Genomic DNA, 17,925 nt, shown 5'->3' with positions numbered 1-17,925 from the left:
GCTTTCGCGACACCCTGGACAGCGGTCGCGCGGCCCTAGACGCGGACCTCGTCCACTCGGACTGGGCGGCGTTCGCGACGGGAGACTTCGCACGCCTCGGCGATGTAGAACGCTTCCAGGGCGTCTGCCGCGCCGCAGGGGCTCGGCGCACGGCCGGCAGCGACGTCCAGGAACGCCTTCAGCTCGCTGATGTACGCGGGCCGGAAGCGTTCCATGAATCCGGGGTAAGCGGGCCCGGGCAACGGCTGGACGCCGGGTTCCACCGAGGTCAGCGGCGCGCGATCGTCCATGCCCACCACGGCGTTCCCGGCCGATCCGAGCACTTCCAGCCGGACGTCGTAGCCCGCGCCGTTGTACCGGGTCAGGGAAACCACGGCCAGGGTCCCGTCGTCGAGTGTCAGCGTCGCGGCGGCGGTGTCGACGTCACCGGCGTCGACGAAGAACTGTTCGCCCTTGTTCGCTCCGACGGCGTAGACCTCGACGACCTCGCGGCCGCTGACGAACCGGACGACGTCGAAGTCGTGCACCCCGCAGTCGCGGAACAGGCCGCCGGAGTGCGCGACGTACTCCGCGGGCGGCGGAGCCGGGTCCAGGGTGGTCGCGCGCAAAGTGTGCAGCCAGCCCAGTTCACCCGACGCCACAGCGGCCTGGGCGGCCGCGTAGCCCGCGTCGAACCTGCGCTGGAAACCGATCTGCACCGGCACGTCCGAACCGGCGATCTTGTCGATCACCGCGAGCGTGCCGGGGATGTCGGCGGCGACCGGTTTCTCGCAGAACACCGGGATGCCCGCGTCGACGGCCCTGAGGATCAGTTCCGGATGCGCGTCCGTCGCCGCCGCGATCACCAGACCGTCCAAAGAGGATGCGAAGAGCGAGGGGATGTCCACCGCGGCTTCGACGCCGAGTTCGGCCGCGGCCGCCTGGGCCCGTCCGGTGTCGACGTCGGCGACGACCACGGACGAAACCTCGTCGAAGCTCTTCAAGGTCTCGGCGTGCGAAGTACCGATCCGGCCGGTACCGGCGAGTCCCAACCTCATCGTGGTAACCCTTTCTCGAGCTCGGCGGTGGTCGAACGGACCACCAGCGACGGGTGCAGCAGATGCCGGACGGGTTCGGCACGTTCGCCCCGGACCCGTTCGAGCAGCGCTTCGACGGCCAGCCGTCCCATTTCCGTGCGCGGCTGGTCCACAGTGGTCAGTGAGAGGTGGCGCAGCGCGGCCAGCGAGGTGTTGTCGTAGCCGACCACGGAAACGTCCTCGGGAACCCGCAGGCCCGCCTCCGCCAGCGCGGAGATCGCGCCGACGGCGTTGAAATCGTTGCCGGCCAGCAAAGCCGTCGGCAGGCCCGTCCGCGCGTGCTCGCCGAGCAGCTCCTGGACGGCCTTCTCCCCGGCGGTGTCGGTGTGTTCACTGCGCACGATGATCGGGTGCAACCGGTGCCGTCGCATGGCCTGCTGATAGCCGCGTCGCCGGGCCGCCGCACCGGCCGCGAGCCCACCGTCCAGATGGGCGATCTTCCGGTGCCCCAAGAACACCAAGTGCTCGACAGCGAGCGCGGCACCCGCTTCTCCATCGTCGTTCACCGTGTCCACGCCCGGCACCCGTGAGGTGCGCGACACCAGGACGACGGGACATTGCGCGGCCGCTTCCTCGATCGCCGACGCCGGGACCACCGGCGACAGCAGGATCACCCCGGCGGGCCGGAAGGACAGCAGACTTCGCAAGGCCGCCCGTTCGCGCGCGGGACTGCGGCCGCCGGTGTTGAGGATCAAGTGGAATCCGGCCGCTTCGGCTGCCGCGTCGAGACCTTCGACGACGTCGGCGAAGAACGCGTTGCGGAGATCGGAGACCATCACACCGAGGACGGTCGACGTCCGGCTGGCCAGCGACCTGGCCATCGCGTGCGGCTCGTAGCCCAGTTCGTGCGCCGCGCACAGCACCCGGGTCCGGCGCTCGTCGGACACGTTCGGCGCGTTCCGCATCACCAACGACACGAGCGCACGGGAAACCCCCGCTTTCGCGGCGACGTCCTCCATCGTCGGTCGTGCCATTTTCCGAGCCTCTCCCTGCCCTTGACTTTGCTGTGACGAACGCTACAAGATTAGAGCGCTCTAATCAATAGAGCGCTCCAACCCGATCTCTCCAGGAGGCCGCCGATGACAGTGCCGACATCCCGGATCCGCATCGCCGCCGCCCCGATCTCCTGGGGCGTATGCGAAGTCCCCGGCTGGGGCCGCGTGCTCGACGCGGGGACCGTACTGGGCGAAATGGCGGAGCTGGGGGTGCGCGCGACCGAACTCGGCCCTCCCGGTTACCTGCCGCGCGAACCGGCCGCGCTGCGCGAACTGCTCGGCGGGTACGGACTCGGCCTGGTCGGCGGCTTCCTCGCGGTCGTGCTGCACGAGAACCAGGAGGCCGCGCTCACCGAAGCGGAGGAATCCGCGGCGTTGTTCGCCGCGTGCGGCGGCGACCTGCTCGTACTGGCCGCCGCGACCGGGCTCGACGGCTACGACGACCGGCCCAAGCTGAGTGACGCCGAATGGGCGACGCTGATCGAAACTTCCGGCAGGATCAGGGAAATCGCCGCACGACACGGACTTCGCACCGTGCTGCACCCGCACGTCGGGACACATGCGGAAACCGAGGAAGAGGTCGAACGTTTCCTCGCCGATTCCGATCTCCCGCTCTGCCTGGACACCGGGCATCTGCTGATCGGCGGCACCGACCCGGTCGCGCTGGCCAAGCGCTACCCCGAGCGGATCGGCCACCTGCACCTCAAGGACGTACGCGGCGAACTCGCCGACGAAGTCCGTGCCGGGAGGCTTCCCTACGCCGAAGCGGTAGGCGAAGGTTTGTACGTCCCGCTCGGCGACGGGGACGTCGACATCGAAGCGATGGTCAGGTTCGTCCACGAAGCGGGCTACGACGGGTGGTACGTGCTGGAACAGGACACCGCGCTGGGCGAGCGGAGCCCGGAAGATCTGCCGAAGCGGGACGTGGCCAGGAGCCTGGCCCATCTCGACGGAATCGTCAGCCGGCTCCCGGCTGCCAGGTAACGGAAGAAGCGAGGAGAGACGACGATGTCCCATCGCTTTAAGGCGGCATTGGTGGTCGCGGCGGGGCTGGTGCTCCTGTCCGCGTGCACCGGGCCGAAGGCCGAGGAAAAACCGGCCGAGGGCGCGGGCCCGGTGACGACTCAGCCCAGCGGACCGCTGCGGGTCGCGGTCATTTCGCACGGCACGGCGGGTGACGCGTTCTGGAACGTGGTCAAGAACGGCGCCGAGGAGGCGGGCAGGCAGCTCGGCGTGCAGGTCGAGTACAACTCCGACGGGGATCCCGGCAACCAGGCCAAACTGGTCGACAACGCGGTCGCCCAGCAGGTCGGCGGGCTGGTGGTGTCCATGGCGAACCCGGAGGCGCTCAAGACCTCGATCGAGAACGCGGTCCGCGCCGGGATCCCGGTCATCACCATCAACTCCGGCGAGGACAAGAGCGCGGGCTACGGCGCGCTCACCCACGTCGGGCAGAACGAGACCATCGCCGGCGAGGAGGCCGGGAAGAAGTTCAAGGAACTCGGCAAGAAGAAGCTGCTCTGCGTGGTCCACGAAGCGGGCAACGTCGGGCAGGCGCAGCGCTGTGACGGCGCCAAAACCGGGTTCTCGGGGGACGTGCAGACCTTGCAGGTCGACATCAGCAACCCCACCGACGCCGAGTCCCGCATCAGGGGCGCGGTGCAGACCGACTCCTCCCTCGACGCCATCCTGACCCTGAACTCGCAGGTCGCCGCGCGAGCGGTGAGCGCGATCAAGGCGGTGGGCTCGGCGGCGCAGGTCGGCACGTTCGACCTCAACACCGACGTGGTCGGCGCCATCAAGGCGGGTGACGTGGTCTTCGCGGTCGATCAGCAGCAGTACGAGCAGGGCTATCTCCCGGTGCAGTTCCTCAAGCTCTACCGGGACAACGCGAACGTCGTCGGCGGCGGGAAACCGGTGCTCACCGGCCCCGACCTGGTCGACAAATCCACTGTGGACACCGTCGGCCAGTACGTGCAAAGGGGCACGCGATGACAACCACCACCCTCGACGAACGGATCGCGAAACCGCGGCTGCTCGACCGGATGGTCGTCCGGCCCGAGATCGGCGCGCTCCTGGGCGCCGTCGTCGTCTTCCTCTTCTTCACCGTCGTCACCGACCAGTTCTTCAGCGGCAGCGGCGTGGCGACCTGGCTGGACGACGCCTCGACGCTCGGCATCATGGCGGTCGCCGTATCCCTGCTGATGATCGGCGGCGAGTTCGATCTCTCCGCCGGGGTGATGACGGCGTCCACCGCGCTCGTCACCGCGACCTTGGCGACGCAGGCGGGCTGGAACGTCTGGCTCGCGCTGTTCGCGTCGCTGGTGTTCGCCCTCGCGGTCGGCGCTTTCAACGGCTGGCTGGTGATACGCACCGGATTGCCCAGCTTCATCGTCACGCTGGGCACGTTCCTGGCACTGCAAGGGCTCAACCTCGGCGTCACGCGGCTGGTCACCGGTACCGTCCAGGTCTCCGGAATGCGCTCGACCGACGGCTACGAGTCCGCCGGCTTCGTGTTCGCGTCCACAGTGGACGTCGGCGGGACGGCGTTCCAGATCTCCATCGTCTGGTGGATCGGGTTCGCCGTGCTGGCGGCCTGGCTGCTGGTGCGGACCCGGTTCGGCAACTGGATCTTCGCCGTCGGCGGCAACGCGCTCAGTTCGCGCGCGGTCGGCGTTCCGGTGGTACGCACCAAGATCATGCTGTTCATGACCACCGCGCTCGCCGCGTGGCTGGTCGGCTCGATCAACATCCTGCGGTTCGCGAGCGTCCAGGCGAACCAGGGCATCGGACTGGAGTTCCAGTACATCATCGCGGCCGTGATCGGCGGCTGTCTGCTCACCGGCGGGTTCGGTTCGGCGATCGGTGCCGCGATCGGGGCGCTGATCTTCGGCATGGCGCGGCAGGGCATCGTGTTCGCCCGCTGGGACAGCGACTGGTTCATGTTGTTCCTCGGCGTGATGCTGCTGTCCGCGGTCCTGGTCAACAACGCCTTCCGGCGGCGCGCGGAAAGGGTCCGGCGATGAGCCATCTCCTGGAAGTCAAGGACGTCGGCAAGACCTATGGCAGCGTGATCGCGCTGCGCGACGTGTCCACCGTGGTCAACGCGGGTGAAGTGACCTGCGTGCTCGGCGACAACGGCGCGGGCAAGTCCACCTTGATCAAGATCCTTGCCGGGGTGCACCAGCATGACCGAGGCGAGTTCCTGATCGAGGGCCAACCGGTCAAATTCGCCTCGCCGCGGGAAGCGCTCGATCGCGGCATCGCGACGGTGTACCAGGACCTGGCGGTCGTGCCGCTGATGAGCGTGTGGCGGAACTTCTTCCTGGGCTCCGAACCGACGGTCGGCTTCGGCCCGTTCCGGGCGCTGGACCGGAAGAAGGGGCGCGAGACGACCAAGAAGGCGTTGTCCGACATGGGCATCGATCTGCGTGACGTCGAGCAGCCGGTCGGCACGCTGTCCGGTGGCGAGCGGCAGTGCGTCGCCATCGCACGGGCGGTGCACTTCGGCGCGAAGGTGCTGATCCTCGACGAGCCGACGGCCGCGTTGGGCGTGAAACAGGCCGGTGTCGTGCTCAAGTACGTCGCGCAGGCCCGTGATCGCGGGCTCGGCGTCGTGCTGATCACGCACAACCCGCACCACGCGTACCCGGTGGCCGACAGGTTCCTCCTGCTCAAGCGGGGCGCGCCGCTCGGCACCTACGAGAAGTCCGAGATCGACCTGGCCGAACTGACCCGGCAGATGGCGGGCGGTGCGGAACTGGAAGCCCTCGAACACGAGTTGCGACAGGTGGAGTCCCCTTCATGACCGCTCTCGAAGCACTGACCGTCGGCCGGGTCGGGGTGGATCTCTACCCCGAACAGAGCGGCGTGCCGCTGGCCGGGGTCAGCACCTTCGCCAAGTCGCTCGGCGGGACCGCGACCAACGTCGCGGTCGCCGCCGCGCGGCTCGGCCGCTCGGCCTCGGTGCTGACGAAGGTCGGTCCGGACGGTTTCGGTGACTACGTACGGCAGGCGCTGCGAGAGTTCGGCGTGTCCCCCGAGCACGTCGGGACCTCGTCGGGACTGCAAACGCCGGTGGTGTTCTGCGCGCTGGACCCGCCCGCGGATCCGCCGTTGCTGTTCTACCGGTCCCCCATCGCCCCGGATCTGACCCTCGGCGAAACCGACGTGCCCTGGGACGTCGTGGAAACGGTCCCACTGCTGTGGGTCACCGGAACCGGCGTGTCCGTCGAACCGGCGCGCGGAACTCAGCGCAAGATGCTCGAGCGGCGCGGACGGCGGTCGCATACCGTGCTGGACCTCGACTTCCGGCCGATGTTCTGGCCCGACACCGATACCGCGCGCGAAGAGATCGGCTGGATGCTCGACCACGTCACGGTCGCCGTCGGCAACCGCACCGAGGCGGAGGTCGCCGTCGGCACCGCGGATCCCGACGAGGCCGCGTCCCGAATGCTGGCCAGAGGCGTCGAACTCGCGGTGATCAAGAAGGGCGCCGAGGGCGTCTTGGTGGCCACCGCCGAGGAACGCTGGACCGTGCCGCCGCAGCGGGTCGAGGTCGTCTGCGGGCTCGGCGCCGGGGACGGTTTCGGCGGCGCGCTGATCCACGGCCTGCTGTCCGGCTGGGATCCGGTGCGCATCGCCACCTACGCCAACGCGGCGGGCGCGCTCGTCGCGTCCCGGCTGGCCTGCGCCGACGCCATGCCCACCGCCGACGAGATCGAGGAGTTGCTGTGAGCAAGCTGCACCGCCGGATCGGGACGCTTTCGGACGAGCGCGACCCGATCCGGCTCACCCCGGACTCGGCGGGCTGGACCTACAGCGGCCTGCGGGTGCTTTCCCTGGCCGCCGGTGAGACCAGGATCGTGCGCACCGGGGAGTACGAGGCGTTCGTCCTCCCCCTGTCCGGCGCGTGCACGGTCCGGGTCGACGGTCAGGTCTTCGAACTCGCGGGGCGGGACTCCGTGTTCACCCGGGTCACGGACTTCGCCTACGTGCCACGCGACGCCGAAGTCGAGTTGTCGACAACGGGCGGGATCGAGGTCGCGCTGCCGATGGCGCGCTGCTCCCGCCGTCTCGAACCGCGCTACGGACCGGCGGAGAACGTGCCGGTGGAGGTGCGCGGAGCGGGGCAGGCGACGAGGCAGGTCACCAATTTCGGAGTACCCGGGGTCTGGGATCACGCGGACAAGCTGAACGCGTGCGAACTGATCACCCCCGGCGGCAACTGGTCGTCGTACCCACCGCACAAACACGACGAGGCGTCCGAATGCGAGGTCGTCAACGAGGAGATCTACTACTTCCGTGTCGCCGGACGTGACGGTGTGACACCGTCACGCGAGGGATTCGGTCTACATAGGACGTACACTTCGGACGGTGAGCTGGACGAGGACGTCGCGGTCCGGGACGGCGACGTCTTCCTGATCCCGCGCGGCTATCACGGTCCTTGCGTCGCCGCGCCGGGTTACCCGATGTACTACCTGAACGTGCTGGCCGGGCCCGCCAAAGAGCGGTCGATGGCCTTCTGCGACGACCCGGCACACGGCTGGGTCCGCGAGACGTGGGACGACCAGCAACCCGATCCACGCTGCCCGGTCACCAGCCACGAAGGGCGAGTGTCATGAAACTGACCACGGCACAGGCCCTGGTGCGCTGGCTGCTCTCGCAGCGGTCGGAAACCCTGGACGGGCGCGAAGTCCCGTTGTTCCCCGGCGTGTTCGCGATCTTCGGGCACGGCAACGTCCTGGGTCTCGGTACCGCGCTGGAGGAGCACCGCGAAGAGCTTCCCTTGTGGCGCGGGCAGACAGAGCAGGGCATGGCGCTGGCGGCGGTCGGCTACGCGAAGGCGACGCATCGGCGCCAGGTCGGCGTGGTGACGTCGTCGATCGGGCCCGGCGCGCTGAACATGGTCACCGCCGCCGGGGTCGCGCACGCCAACCGGCTGCCGGTGCTGCTGCTCCCCGGCGACACCTTCACCAGCCGCGCGCCGGATCCGGTGCTGCAGCAGGTGGAGCATTTCGGCGACCCGACGGTCACGGTCAACGACGCCTTCCGCGCGGTGAGCCGGTATTTCGACCGGATTACCCGGCCCGAGCAGTTGCTCTCGACGTTGCCGCAGGTCGCCAGGGTGCTGACCGATCCGGCGGACGCGGGCCCGGTGACGCTCGCGCTGCCGCAGGACGTCCAGGTGGAGACCTACGACTTCCCGGACGCGCTGTTCGCACCGGTGACCCATCGGCTGCTGCGCACGCGTCCCGATCGCCGGGCCCTCACCGAGGCGGCGGGAGCACTGCGAGCGGCGAAGAAACCGTTGCTGATCCTTGGCGGCGGTGTCCGGTACTCCGGCGCTGGCGAGCGCGCGCTGAGCTTCGCCGAACGTCACGGCATCCCGGTCACCGAAACGACAGCCGGACGCACCTTGGTCCCGCACGGTCATCCGCTGCACGCGGGCCCGCTGGGCGTCACCGGCTCGACCTCGGCGAACGTCCTGGCCGCCGAGGCCGACGTCGTGCTGGCCGTCGGCACCCGGTTGCAGGACTTCACCACGGCGTCCTGGACGGTGTTCTCACCCGGCGTCCGGCTGATCACCCTCAACGCCGCCCGGTTCGACGCGGTCAAGCACGGCGGGCTGGCCGTCGTGGGCGACGCCGACGCGGGTCTCACCGAGTTGGCGACCCAGCTGGAAAGCTGGCGCGTCGATCCTTTGTGGACGGAGCGTGCCGCGGCGGAACGTGGCCGGTGGGACGCGCATATCGACTCACTGCGTGCCATTTCCGGTGAGGTGCCGACGTATGCCCAGGTCGTCGGCGCGGTCAACGACCTCTCCGAGCCCCGGGACTACGTGATGACCGCGTCCGGTGGGATGCCCGGCGAGCTGATCGGCGGCTGGCGCGGATCGGGGTCGGTCGGCATGGACGTCGAGTACGGGTTCTCGTGCATGGGGTACGAACTCGCGGGCGCGTGGGGTGCGGCGATGGCCCACACCGATGGCCTTGTCACCACGATGCTCGGCGACGGCTCGTACCTGATGCTGAACTCGGAGCTGTTCTCGGCCGCCTTCGCCGGGCATCCCTTCGTGGCGGTGGTCTGCGACAACGACGGCTACGCGGTCATCGCTCGCCTACAGGAGGGGCAGGGCGGCAAACCGTTCAACAACTTTCTCGCCGACTGCCGGAGCGCGCACGCGTCGCCGCCTCGGGTCGACTTCGCGCGGCACGCGGAATCTCTGGGGTGCGCCGTGTTCACGGCGTCCACTGTGGACGATGTACGCGCGGCTTACGCGAAGGCGCGGGAAGCCTCGGTGGCCGCACGACGACCGGCGGTGGTCGTCGTCCGGACCCAGCCGAACTCGTGGACCGAGGCCGGCGCGTGGTGGGAGGTCGGCGTTCCGGAGCACCTGTCTGGGCGTGACGGTATCGAGGACGGGAAAGCGAGGCAGGTGCGCTATGTGAACCGCAACTAGAGGACTACTTGCGGTCGAAGCTGGCGAAGTAGCCGGCCGTCATGTCCTCGTCACCGTGCCCGGCTTCGGACGCGCGGGCGAACCGGGCCCGCCCGGCCTCGACGGCGTCCATCCGGACACCGGCGCGAGCCGCGGCTTCGAGCACCAGCCGGGCGTCCTTCTCGGCATTGTCGACTGAGAAGGCGGTGGTGTAGTCGTTCTTGAGGATCGCGGCGGACTTGCCCTGGAAGTAGCCGCTGTCCATCGGGCCGCCGGTGACGACGTCGACGAAGTGCCGCGGATCGACACCGAGTCCTTCGGCCAGCGCCAGCGCCTCGCCGACGCCGTGGGTCAGCGCGATCACCCAGGTGTTCAGCACCAGTTTGAGCCTGCTCGCCGCGCCGGAACGGCCGTCTTCGCCGACCCACAGCGTGCGCTTGCCGATCGCGTCGAACAGCGGCTGGACAGCCTTGCGAGCCTCGGCCGCGCCCGCCGCCAGCACGATGAGCTGGCCCTGTTCGGCGGGCTGGCGGGTGCCCTGCACCGGGGCGTCGACGAAGACGAGGCCCTGCTCGTCGGCGTACGCGACCAGTTCGTCGACAGCGTCGCCGACGGTGCTGAGCTGCACCCAGATCGTGCCCGCGGCAGGGGCGGCCGCGCGGATCGCCTCCAGCACCGCAGGACCGTCCGTGAGGACCGTGACCACGACCGCAGCGCCCTCGACCGCTTCCGCGGCGCTCGCCACGGCCTGGACACCGTCCCCGGCCAGTGCTTCAGCCTTGGCGGCGGTGCGATTCCAGGCACGGACGGCGAATCCGGCCTTGCTCAGGTTGCGGACCACCGGGGCGCCGATGATTCCGGCGCCGAGTACCGCGACGGTTTCCGTCATGACTTGTCTTCACTCCTGTGGAATGCTCGTTAAAGAACGCGGATGAAGAAATCCGCGCCGGGGCCTGGGGGTTCGTCACGAAACCTGGAACATCACAACGCCTGGATGGTGGTTTCGACAACCTGGGCGAGCACCTGCCGGTCCGCGGTCTTGCCCAGCACCCGCAGGCCGTACATCGCGGCGAGGGTGAACTGCGCCAGCGCCCGCGGGTCCCGGTCGGCGCCGATCTCGCCTTCCTGCCGCGCGGTGGCGAACTCGACGTGGAACGCGTTCTCCACGCGTTCGAAGTTGTGGCGGACCCGGGCGGTGACCTCGTCGTCGAGCCCGCCGAGTTCGAGGGCGGCGTTGACGGCGAGGCAGCCGCGATGCTCGGACGCCTCCGCCATCTCGTCGTCGACGACGTCCATCAGCACCCGCCGGATCCGCCCCCGGATGGTGCCCGGAGCGGCCAGCATCTCCTCCACCCGCGTGGCGGAGGTTTCCTCGTAGCGGCGCAGCGCCTCCTGGAACAGGTGCTGCTTGCTCGAAAACGCGTGGTACAGGCTTCCCCGGCCCAGACCGGTGCCGTCGACAAGGTCCTGGGCGGACGTGGCCGCGTAGCCCTTGCGCCAGAACGTGCCGACGGCGGCGTCGAGCACTTCGGTGGGATCGAATCCCTTGGGACGGGGCATGCCGGCCAGCATGACACGTTCTGTAATGAGCAGTCAAATACCGGTCAGTACGCGGCCAGCAGGGAGCCGAAGCCACGCACGCGGTCGGCGATGCGGTTCTGACGCAGGGCGTGCCAGTACAGGACGGTGTTGTTCGAGAGGACCGGCTTGCCGAGCCAGAACTCGGCGGCCGCGGCGAGGCGCGCCATCGCGACGTTGGTGCCGACCTGGACGATGGCTTCGACGTCAGCGCTGTCGATCTCCTTGACCACGTCCCGGAGTTCGGTCTCGGAGACGTGGGCGATCTTGGCCGGACTCGGCACGCCGAGGCCCCGGACGCTCAGCAGGTCGTAGCCGCTGTCTTCGAAGAAGCGGCTCACCGAGTCGTCTCCGACCGGCAGGTACGGCGTGATGACCGCGATCCGGCGGACGTCGTACGCCGACAGCGCCGCCCCGATCGCGTCCGGGCTCATCGTCACCGGCCGCCCGCCCGCGGCCTCCCGCATCGAATGGAGCACGCGGCCGTGCGCTTCCGTTCCCTCCCAGTAACTTTCCGGCGAAACCCCGACGATCACGCAACCGGGGTCGCAGCAGGCGACGCTCTCGATCGCCGGGAGGGTCGACGCCCGGATGCCGCGCATGACGTGGTCGAAACCGGGCTCGTCGACCATCGGGTCGTCGCCGATGACCATCCGGCCGGTGTGGTTGGTGACGCCGTCGGGGCGCATCGCGTCCAGTTCGGGCTGGGCCGAGGTGTTGGTTGACGGGACGACGACACCGATCTTGAGGCGGGGACCGAGAGAGTCTGTCACCAAGGATTCTCCTTCGCTGGTCAGCCCTCGAGCCTGGCGCGGATCGCCGAAACCAGTTCGGCGACGCCGCTTTCCTTGAGAACGCTGTAGTGATCGCCTTCGAGCGTGACCACCACCGGTGGCGTGGCCGAATAACCGGAGCTGTTCTCGACGAACGAGTAGTCGTCGCCGTCGGCCTTGAAGAGAGTCACCGGAGCCGCGATCCGCCGTCGCGCGAGTTCCCGGAAACTGTAGTCGAACTCGTAGGTCTCCTCCACGATCCGGACGATCCGCCGGATCAACTGCTCGCCGAGGGCGGGCAGCAGATCCGCCACGAAGGCCACGAAACCGTCTTCGTCGCGGACGGTTTCCCGGCAGGCCAGCGGTTCCGGCCCGGAGATCGAGCCGAGGAAGACCGACAGCAGGATCGTCAGGTAGGCCGGGTTCGTGTAGCTCGCCACCCGCTCCCCGCCGCCCTCGACCTCGGGGTTGCCCGGGCAGATCAGCAGGAGGTCGTCCACCCGTTGTCCCTGCTGTTCCAGCTGCCACGCCGATTCGAAGGCGACCCGCGCGCCGAACGAGTAACCCCACAGCGTGTACGGGCCCTCGGGCTGGACGCGCCGGATCTCGGCGACGTCGGCCTTCGCCATTTCCTCGACGGTGGCATAAGGCGTCTCGTCCGCGTTGATGCCGTGGGCCTGCACGCCGTAGAACGTCCGCCCGAGGCCGTTTTTCGCGGCCAGCGGCCGCAGGTTCATCGGATAGCCGCCGAGTCCCGGCCAGCAGAACACCGGGTTGCCACCGCCGGCCGCCAAGGGGACCAGCCGCGACGACGGGCCGCCGGAGTCCTCCCCGATGCGGGCGGCCAGCTCGGCCAGCTTCGGGCATTCGAAAACGACCTGCAAGGGCAACCGGGTGCCGTATTCGCGGTTGATCCGGTTCACCAGTGCGACCGCGGTCAGCGAGTTGCCACCGGCGGCGAAGAAGTCGTCCCGCACCGAGACGTCGTCGTACTTCAGCGCCTTGCCCCACACCTCGGCAAGCCACCGCTCGTGACCCGTCGACGGTGCGACGTAAGGCGTGTCGCCGTTGGCCGTCCGGACGGCGTCGGTCGCCGCCAACGCCTGCGCGTCGACCTTTCCGTTGGCGGTCAACGGCAGCTCGTCGAGTACCAGCACCCGGTTGGGGATCATGTAGTCGGGCAAGGAGTTCGCGAGTTCGTCGCGGATGATCTCCGCCGGGCCCTTCATGTGCACGGCGTCTTCACGCATGCCCTCGCCGCGCACCTGCTCCGGACTCACCTTGCCGCCGACGAAGAAGTACGACGGGCCGGGGGCGATCCCCTGCCCCGCGAGGATGTCGTCGATCCGCCGGGCGGCGGGCAACGGATTACCACTTTTGGAGCTATAGCCCGAAGACATGAAGCCCAACGCCAAACCGTTGCGCTGCAAGTGATGCAGCTTCGCGCCGAGACCGACGTACTCGAGCCACTCGTCGGCCGTGCGGCTGACGGCGGTGATGCCGAAGGCCGCGCGCTCGTACACCTGCTGGTTGATCGCGATGACGTGCTTGGGCTCGATCAGGGCGTCGGAGAGCCGCTCGAACTCCCCGTCCCGCCAGCGGTAAGTACCGGCGGGCATGCCCTCGATCCGGCCCGGATGGGCTTGCACGAACAGGTCGGTGTCGCCCCGTCTCGGCGTGCCGTCGTTGGCGTGCAAGGAGAACGTGCCGAGATAGTGATCGTCGGCGGCGGCGCGGAAACGGACGGCCGACTGCGGATCGAATGCCGACGGGCTGATCGTGAGGCCGTACTCGGGCAGGATCTCCTCGAACACCCCGAGCATGTGGCCGGCTTCGAATTCGAGGACTTCGCGGATGTTGTTCTTGTACACCGGTTCGATTGCCCCGGTGCGGCCGATGAAATGCACCGAGTGCCCGTCGCCCGTGCTCTCGGCGACCTTGACCAACGTGTGGTCGATCGGGTGGTAGTAATGGATTCCGGCACCGAGCCCGTCGAGACCGCTGGTCTCCAGGTACAACTGCGTCGCGTACAGCGCGCCCGGCGAGGCGTAGGAGTACTTCGGCAGCAGGCGCTCGTCGCTTGAGAAGCGGCCGAACCAGCGCAACAGTTCGCCCAGTTCGGCGAACGAAAGCTCATCGGGTTCGCGGGAGTGCGTACTGACCGGGCCCGGTGTCAGGAGCGCGGTGAGGTCTTCGCGGGTGACCGCGCCGCCCTCGTAGTAGCGATAGGTCTTGCGGGCGAAGACTTCCCTCCGCTGATAGGCGGTCTCCTCCTTGCCCGGCAACGCGACGGCCGGACGACCCGCGACGTCACGAACGCCGGGATTCGACAGCTGCGCCTTGACCTGCAGCTTGCTGGCCTTGGACTGGTGGTGCCCGCCGTGGTTGCCCTGGTCCATCACCGCGGCTTCGCGCGGATTCAGCTCCACGCAGGCGACGAGCGCTTTCGACCCGGTCCGCGCGTCGTCGGTCACCACCGCCGCGGCCCGGCGTACCCATGGGTGCTCCTCGATCGCCACCGTGATCTCGTCCAGTTCGACGCGGTAGCCACGCAGCTTGACCTGGTTGTCCGCGCGCCCCACGAACTGGATGGTGCCGTCCGGGTTCCAGTAGGCGAGATCGCCGGTGCGGTACAGCCGCTCGGTCGGTATGAACGGATTGGGCACGAACCGCTCGCGGGTCTGTTCCGGCCGGTTCAGATATCCACGGGCCAGCTGGACGCCGCCGATGTACAGCTCTCCCGTTTCCCCGATGTCGACCGGCGCGAGGTCGGCGTCGAGCACGAAGCACTGGGTGTTGTCGACCGGCACGCCGATCGAGATCATCGCGGCGCCCTCGTCGATCCTGTCCGGGTCGACGACGTGGGCGGTCGCGTTGATCGTGCATTCGGTCGGCCCGTAGAGGTTGACCAGCCGCGCCGACGGGAGCTCACGGACGAGTTCCTTGGCCAGCTGACGCGAAAGCGCCTCTCCGCCGGAGAACAGCTTCCGCAGCGTGGTGCAGGTCGCGAGGCGTTCCGTGTCGAGCAACGCCTGCAACAGCGTCGGGACACACTGCACGGTGGTGACGTCGTGCTTCACCACCGCGTCGATCAGTGCTTCGGGATCCCGGAAACTCCCTGGCGTGCTCATCACCACGCGAGCGCCCGCGGCGGGCGCCAGGATCTCCCACTGCGCGGCGTCGAAGCTCATCGGCGTCTTCTGCAACACCGTGACACCCGGGTCCAGATGGCCGCAGGCCTGCAACCAGCGCATCTGGGAAACGACACCGCGGTGCTCGATCATCACGCCCTTCGGCTTGCCGGTGCTGCCGGAGGTGTAGATGACGTAGGCCAGCGAGCTCGGCCGCGGCCGAGCCGGGACCTCGCCGGTCACGCCGCGGGCGTCGGCAACGGACACGATTTGCGTCCCGGTGGGGACCAGCTCGGCCAGCCGCCCGGCGAGATGCGGCTGCGTGACGACGACACCGGTGCGGCTGTCTTCGAGCATGTAGCGCAGCCGTTCTTCCGGATACTCCGGGGACAACGGCAGATAGGCGGCCCCGGCGGTGAGAATGCCCCACGCGCCGACCATCAGGTCCGCGGAGGGCTCGACGTAAAGGCCGACGGGATCGTCCGCGCCGATTCCCAGACCGGCCAGATGCGCGGCGAGTTCCCTGCTCGCTTCTTCGAGCAGGCGAAAGGTCAATTCCCGGTCACCGTCGACGACGGCGACCGCCTCCGGCCGTGTCCTCGACCAGTGCCCGAGCAGATCCGGCAGGCAGATACCGGAATGGACGCGATCAAGCGATGTGACGTCGTCGATCGATGGCATGGTGATCCCCCAGTGCGAATTTCGTGTTTTCTGCTCCCCGGGCCAAAGGAGTGATGCGGACATCCGGAGATACCGGCCGATAAACGAGAATCCGAAAAGCGCCCGGCAGACCATTCTTTGCCTCCCTTTCGGGCGACGGTTCTCACCGGTGGCCGGAATCCACCACAATCAGAAGCATGATTCCCACTTTCGTCTTCGTGCGCGGTTCGGGAAGTGCGGCGCACGGCTGGTCGGCCACCCAGCGGGAGATGGCGTCACGCGGACATCGGACGCTCGCGCTCGATCTCCCCGGCCGGGGCGCCGACAAGGACTCCTGGGGGCGGATCTCGCACACGTTCGTCAAACTGACGAAAGACCACTCGATGCCGCTCGCGCTCCAGGATCTCTACATCGCCGAGGCCGACGCCCTCACCCCGGACAATCCGTTCGACGTCCACGAACTCGAGAGCAGTCACGCCGGCTTCTTCCGGAAGCCCGCCGGGCTGGCCGGGATCCTCGACGACCTCAGCGTCCGAGCAGGCGCCGGATCTCAGTGACGGCGGTACGTCCCGCCCGGTTCGCGCCGACGGTGCTGGCGGAAGGGCCGTAGCCGACCAGGTGCAGGCGCGGTTCGGCGACGACGCGGGTGCCGTCCATCCGGATCCCGCCGCCCGGCCCGCGCAGGCGCAACGGCGCGAGATGGTCGATGGCGGCACGGAAACCGGTGGCCCACAGGATGATGTCGGCTGGCTCGAAGGTGCCGTCCGCCCACACGACGCCGTCCGGGGTGATCCGCTCGAACATCGGGTGCCGGTCGAGGATCCCCGCGTCCAGCCCCGCCCGCACCTCGGGCGTCACCGCCAGATCGGTCACGCTGACGACGCTCTTCGGCGGCAGGCCCTCCCGGACCCGCTGGTCGACCTTGGCGACGACTTCGCGGCCCCAGTCCTCGCTGAACGGCTCTTCACGCCAGACCGGCGGGCGCCGGGTCACCCAGCGCGTCGAGTGCGCGAACGGCGCGATCTCCAGCAGCAACTGGACGGCCGACGCGCCACCGCCGACCACGACGACGCGTTTGCCGCGGAATTCGCCGACGCCGGTGTAGTCGGCGGTGTGCACCTGGCGGCCACGGAAGGTCTCCTGCCCCGGGTAATACGGCCAGAACGGCCGGTCCCAGGTGCCGGTCGCGCTGATCACGGCGCGGGCGGCCCAGGTCTCCGTCGCGCTGGCGACGATCAGCCGGTCGTCCTCACTACTCACCGACAGGACGTCGACAGGGCGATGGACCGGAAGGTCGTAGGTGCGCTCGTAGCGGCCGAAGTACTCGGAAACGGCCTCGGCCGCGGGCTGGTGCGGATCCGGGGTGCCGAACGACATCCCGGGGAGGTCGTAGACGCCGTGGACCTTCTCCATCACCAGCGAAGGCCAGCGGTACTGCCACGCGCCCCCGGACCGTTTGCCGTGGTCGAGCACGACGAAACCCGCCTCGTTGGCGAAACCCGCGCGGCGCAGGTGATACGCCGCCGACAGACCGGCCTGGCCCGCCCCGATCACCGCCACCTCGACTTCGTGATCCGCCTTCATACCGGGTTCAACGGTGACGGGCCCTGGCTATTTCGCGCCCTAGGTCACATTCAGCGCTTCAAGGCCCGCACGATCGCGACGATCACGAGCACTCCGGCCAAAGCGACCAGCACCGGCGCCGCGCGTTTGACCACCGACTCACCCACGTACTCCATCAAGTCGATGGCCTCGCCCTCCGCCACCGGCTTCACCGCTTTCAACGGCGGACGCTCCGGCGTTTCGGGCTTCGCGGGTTCGGCCTTCGTGGCGAGCTTGCCGGACAGACAGTCCGCGAACGCGTCGAGGATCTTGCCGCCGACCTCGGAGATCATCCCGCGCCCGAACTGCGCAGGTTTGCCGGTGACCGCCAGTTCTGTGGCGACGGCGCCGTGGGTGACGCCGTCCTTCTCGGTCAGGGTGAGCGTCACCGTCGCCGACGCCGTGCCCGCGCCGCGCGCGTCCTTGCCGGACGCCTTGATCACCACTTTCCTTGCGTCCGCGTCCTTTTCGACGAAATGACCGGCTCCCTTGTAGAGCAGGGAGATCGGCCCGAGCTTGACCTTCACCGTGCCTTTGAAGGCGTCCCCGTCCACTTCGGTGACGGTGGCGCCGGGCATGCACGGCGCCACCCGTTCCGGATCGACGACGGCCTTCCAGACCTCGTCGACCGGGGCGGGAACGGTGAATTCGTGGTCGAGCCGCACGGGC

Annotated in this window: 16 protein-coding genes; 8 read left to right on the top strand and 8 right to left on the bottom strand. The window is 68.8% G+C overall.

Annotated elements, in window-relative coordinates:
• Positions 1 to 35 precede the first annotated feature (35 nt).
• Positions 36 to 1,037: a Gfo/Idh/MocA family oxidoreductase gene (locus ACLARN_RS05675; RefSeq protein WP_409490217.1), complete on the bottom strand. Its 1,002-nt coding sequence runs from the start codon at positions 1,035 to 1,037 to the stop codon at positions 36 to 38.
• Positions 1,034 to 2,050 (bottom strand): LacI family DNA-binding transcriptional regulator, encoded by a 1,017-nt coding sequence (locus tag ACLARN_RS05670; protein ID WP_409490216.1) that lies wholly within the window; start codon positions 2,048 to 2,050, stop codon positions 1,034 to 1,036. The genes ACLARN_RS05675 and ACLARN_RS05670 overlap by 4 nt, the downstream gene beginning before the upstream one ends.
• 105 nt (positions 2,051 to 2,155) lie before the next feature.
• On the opposite strand from ACLARN_RS05670, the gene ACLARN_RS05665 reads away from it, so the two are divergent.
• Genes ACLARN_RS05665 through iolD form a run of 7 tightly spaced genes read left to right on the top strand, consistent with a single transcriptional unit; the run spans position 2,156 to position 9,533 of the window.
• Positions 2,156 to 3,055, top strand: coding sequence for a sugar phosphate isomerase/epimerase family protein (locus ACLARN_RS05665; protein ID WP_409490215.1), 900 nt, complete (start codon positions 2,156 to 2,158; stop codon positions 3,053 to 3,055).
• Positions 3,056 to 3,079: 24 nt separating this feature from the next.
• Positions 3,080 to 4,066, top strand: a complete 987-nt coding sequence (locus ACLARN_RS05660; protein ID WP_409490214.1) for a substrate-binding domain-containing protein — start codon at positions 3,080 to 3,082, stop codon at positions 4,064 to 4,066.
• Positions 4,063 to 5,097: an ABC transporter permease gene (locus ACLARN_RS05655; protein ID WP_409490213.1), complete on the top strand. Its 1,035-nt coding sequence runs from the start codon at positions 4,063 to 4,065 to the stop codon at positions 5,095 to 5,097. The genes ACLARN_RS05660 and ACLARN_RS05655 overlap by 4 nt, the downstream gene beginning before the upstream one ends.
• Positions 5,094 to 5,879, top strand: a complete 786-nt coding sequence (locus ACLARN_RS05650; RefSeq protein ID WP_409490212.1) for an ATP-binding cassette domain-containing protein — start codon at positions 5,094 to 5,096, stop codon at positions 5,877 to 5,879. Before ACLARN_RS05655 ends, ACLARN_RS05650 begins: the two co-directional genes overlap by 4 nt.
• Positions 5,876 to 6,808, top strand: coding sequence for a 5-dehydro-2-deoxygluconokinase (gene iolC / locus ACLARN_RS05645; protein WP_409490211.1), 933 nt, complete (start codon positions 5,876 to 5,878; stop codon positions 6,806 to 6,808). Before ACLARN_RS05650 ends, iolC begins: the two co-directional genes overlap by 4 nt.
• Positions 6,805 to 7,695: a 5-deoxy-glucuronate isomerase gene (iolB, locus tag ACLARN_RS05640; RefSeq protein WP_409490210.1), complete on the top strand. Its 891-nt coding sequence runs from the start codon at positions 6,805 to 6,807 to the stop codon at positions 7,693 to 7,695. Before iolC ends, iolB begins: the two co-directional genes overlap by 4 nt.
• A complete protein-coding gene (gene iolD, locus ACLARN_RS05635) occupies positions 7,692 to 9,533 on the top strand; it encodes a 3D-(3,5/4)-trihydroxycyclohexane-1,2-dione acylhydrolase (decyclizing) (RefSeq protein WP_409490209.1) in 1,842 nt (613 codons plus the stop codon). The genes iolB and iolD overlap by 4 nt, the downstream gene beginning before the upstream one ends.
• A 4-nt stretch (positions 9,534 to 9,537) precedes the next feature.
• On the opposite strand, the gene ACLARN_RS05630 is transcribed toward iolD, so the two are convergent.
• From ACLARN_RS05630 to ACLARN_RS05615, 4 genes are all read right to left on the bottom strand, one after another.
• A complete protein-coding gene (locus ACLARN_RS05630) occupies positions 9,538 to 10,401 on the bottom strand; it encodes an NAD(P)-dependent oxidoreductase (protein ID WP_409490208.1) in 864 nt (287 codons plus the stop codon).
• Positions 10,402 to 10,493: 92 nt separating this feature from the next.
• Entirely contained in the window at positions 10,494 to 11,072 is a 579-nt protein-coding gene (locus ACLARN_RS05625; protein ID WP_409490207.1) for a TetR/AcrR family transcriptional regulator, read from the bottom strand.
• 44 nt (positions 11,073 to 11,116) lie between these two features.
• Entirely contained in the window at positions 11,117 to 11,863 is a 747-nt protein-coding gene (locus ACLARN_RS05620; RefSeq protein WP_409490206.1) for an arylmalonate decarboxylase, read from the bottom strand.
• A 20-nt stretch (positions 11,864 to 11,883) separates the two neighbouring features.
• Complete coding sequence (locus tag ACLARN_RS05615) at positions 11,884 to 15,675, bottom strand: amino acid adenylation domain-containing protein (RefSeq protein ID WP_409490205.1); 3,792 nt, start codon at positions 15,673 to 15,675, stop codon at positions 11,884 to 11,886.
• A gap of 176 nt (positions 15,676 to 15,851) precedes the next feature.
• Between ACLARN_RS05615 and ACLARN_RS05610 the strand changes: the two genes are divergently transcribed.
• A complete protein-coding gene (locus tag ACLARN_RS05610) occupies positions 15,852 to 16,211 on the top strand; it encodes a hypothetical protein (protein ID WP_409490204.1) in 360 nt (119 codons plus the stop codon).
• Here the strand turns inward: ACLARN_RS05610 and ACLARN_RS05605 are convergent.
• Positions 16,180 to 17,238, bottom strand: coding sequence for an NAD(P)-binding domain-containing protein (locus tag ACLARN_RS05605; protein ID WP_409490203.1), 1,059 nt, complete (start codon positions 17,236 to 17,238; stop codon positions 16,180 to 16,182). The two genes, ACLARN_RS05610 and ACLARN_RS05605, sit on opposite strands and share 32 nt — an antisense overlap.
• A gap of 50 nt (positions 17,239 to 17,288) precedes the next feature.
• On the bottom strand, positions 17,289 to 17,921 hold the full coding sequence (locus ACLARN_RS05600; RefSeq protein ID WP_409490202.1) for an SRPBCC family protein: 633 nt from the start codon (positions 17,919 to 17,921) through the stop codon (positions 17,289 to 17,291).
• Between the last annotated feature and the right edge of the window lie 4 nt (positions 17,922 to 17,925).

Origin of the sequence: Amycolatopsis sp. cmx-11-12 (genome assembly GCF_046269425.1) — a bacterium.
Classification (GTDB): Bacteria; Actinomycetota; Actinomycetes; order Mycobacteriales; family Pseudonocardiaceae; genus Amycolatopsis.
The sequence above is the reverse complement of the archived record's forward strand: the minus strand, read 5'-3'. Positions and strand labels throughout refer to the sequence as shown.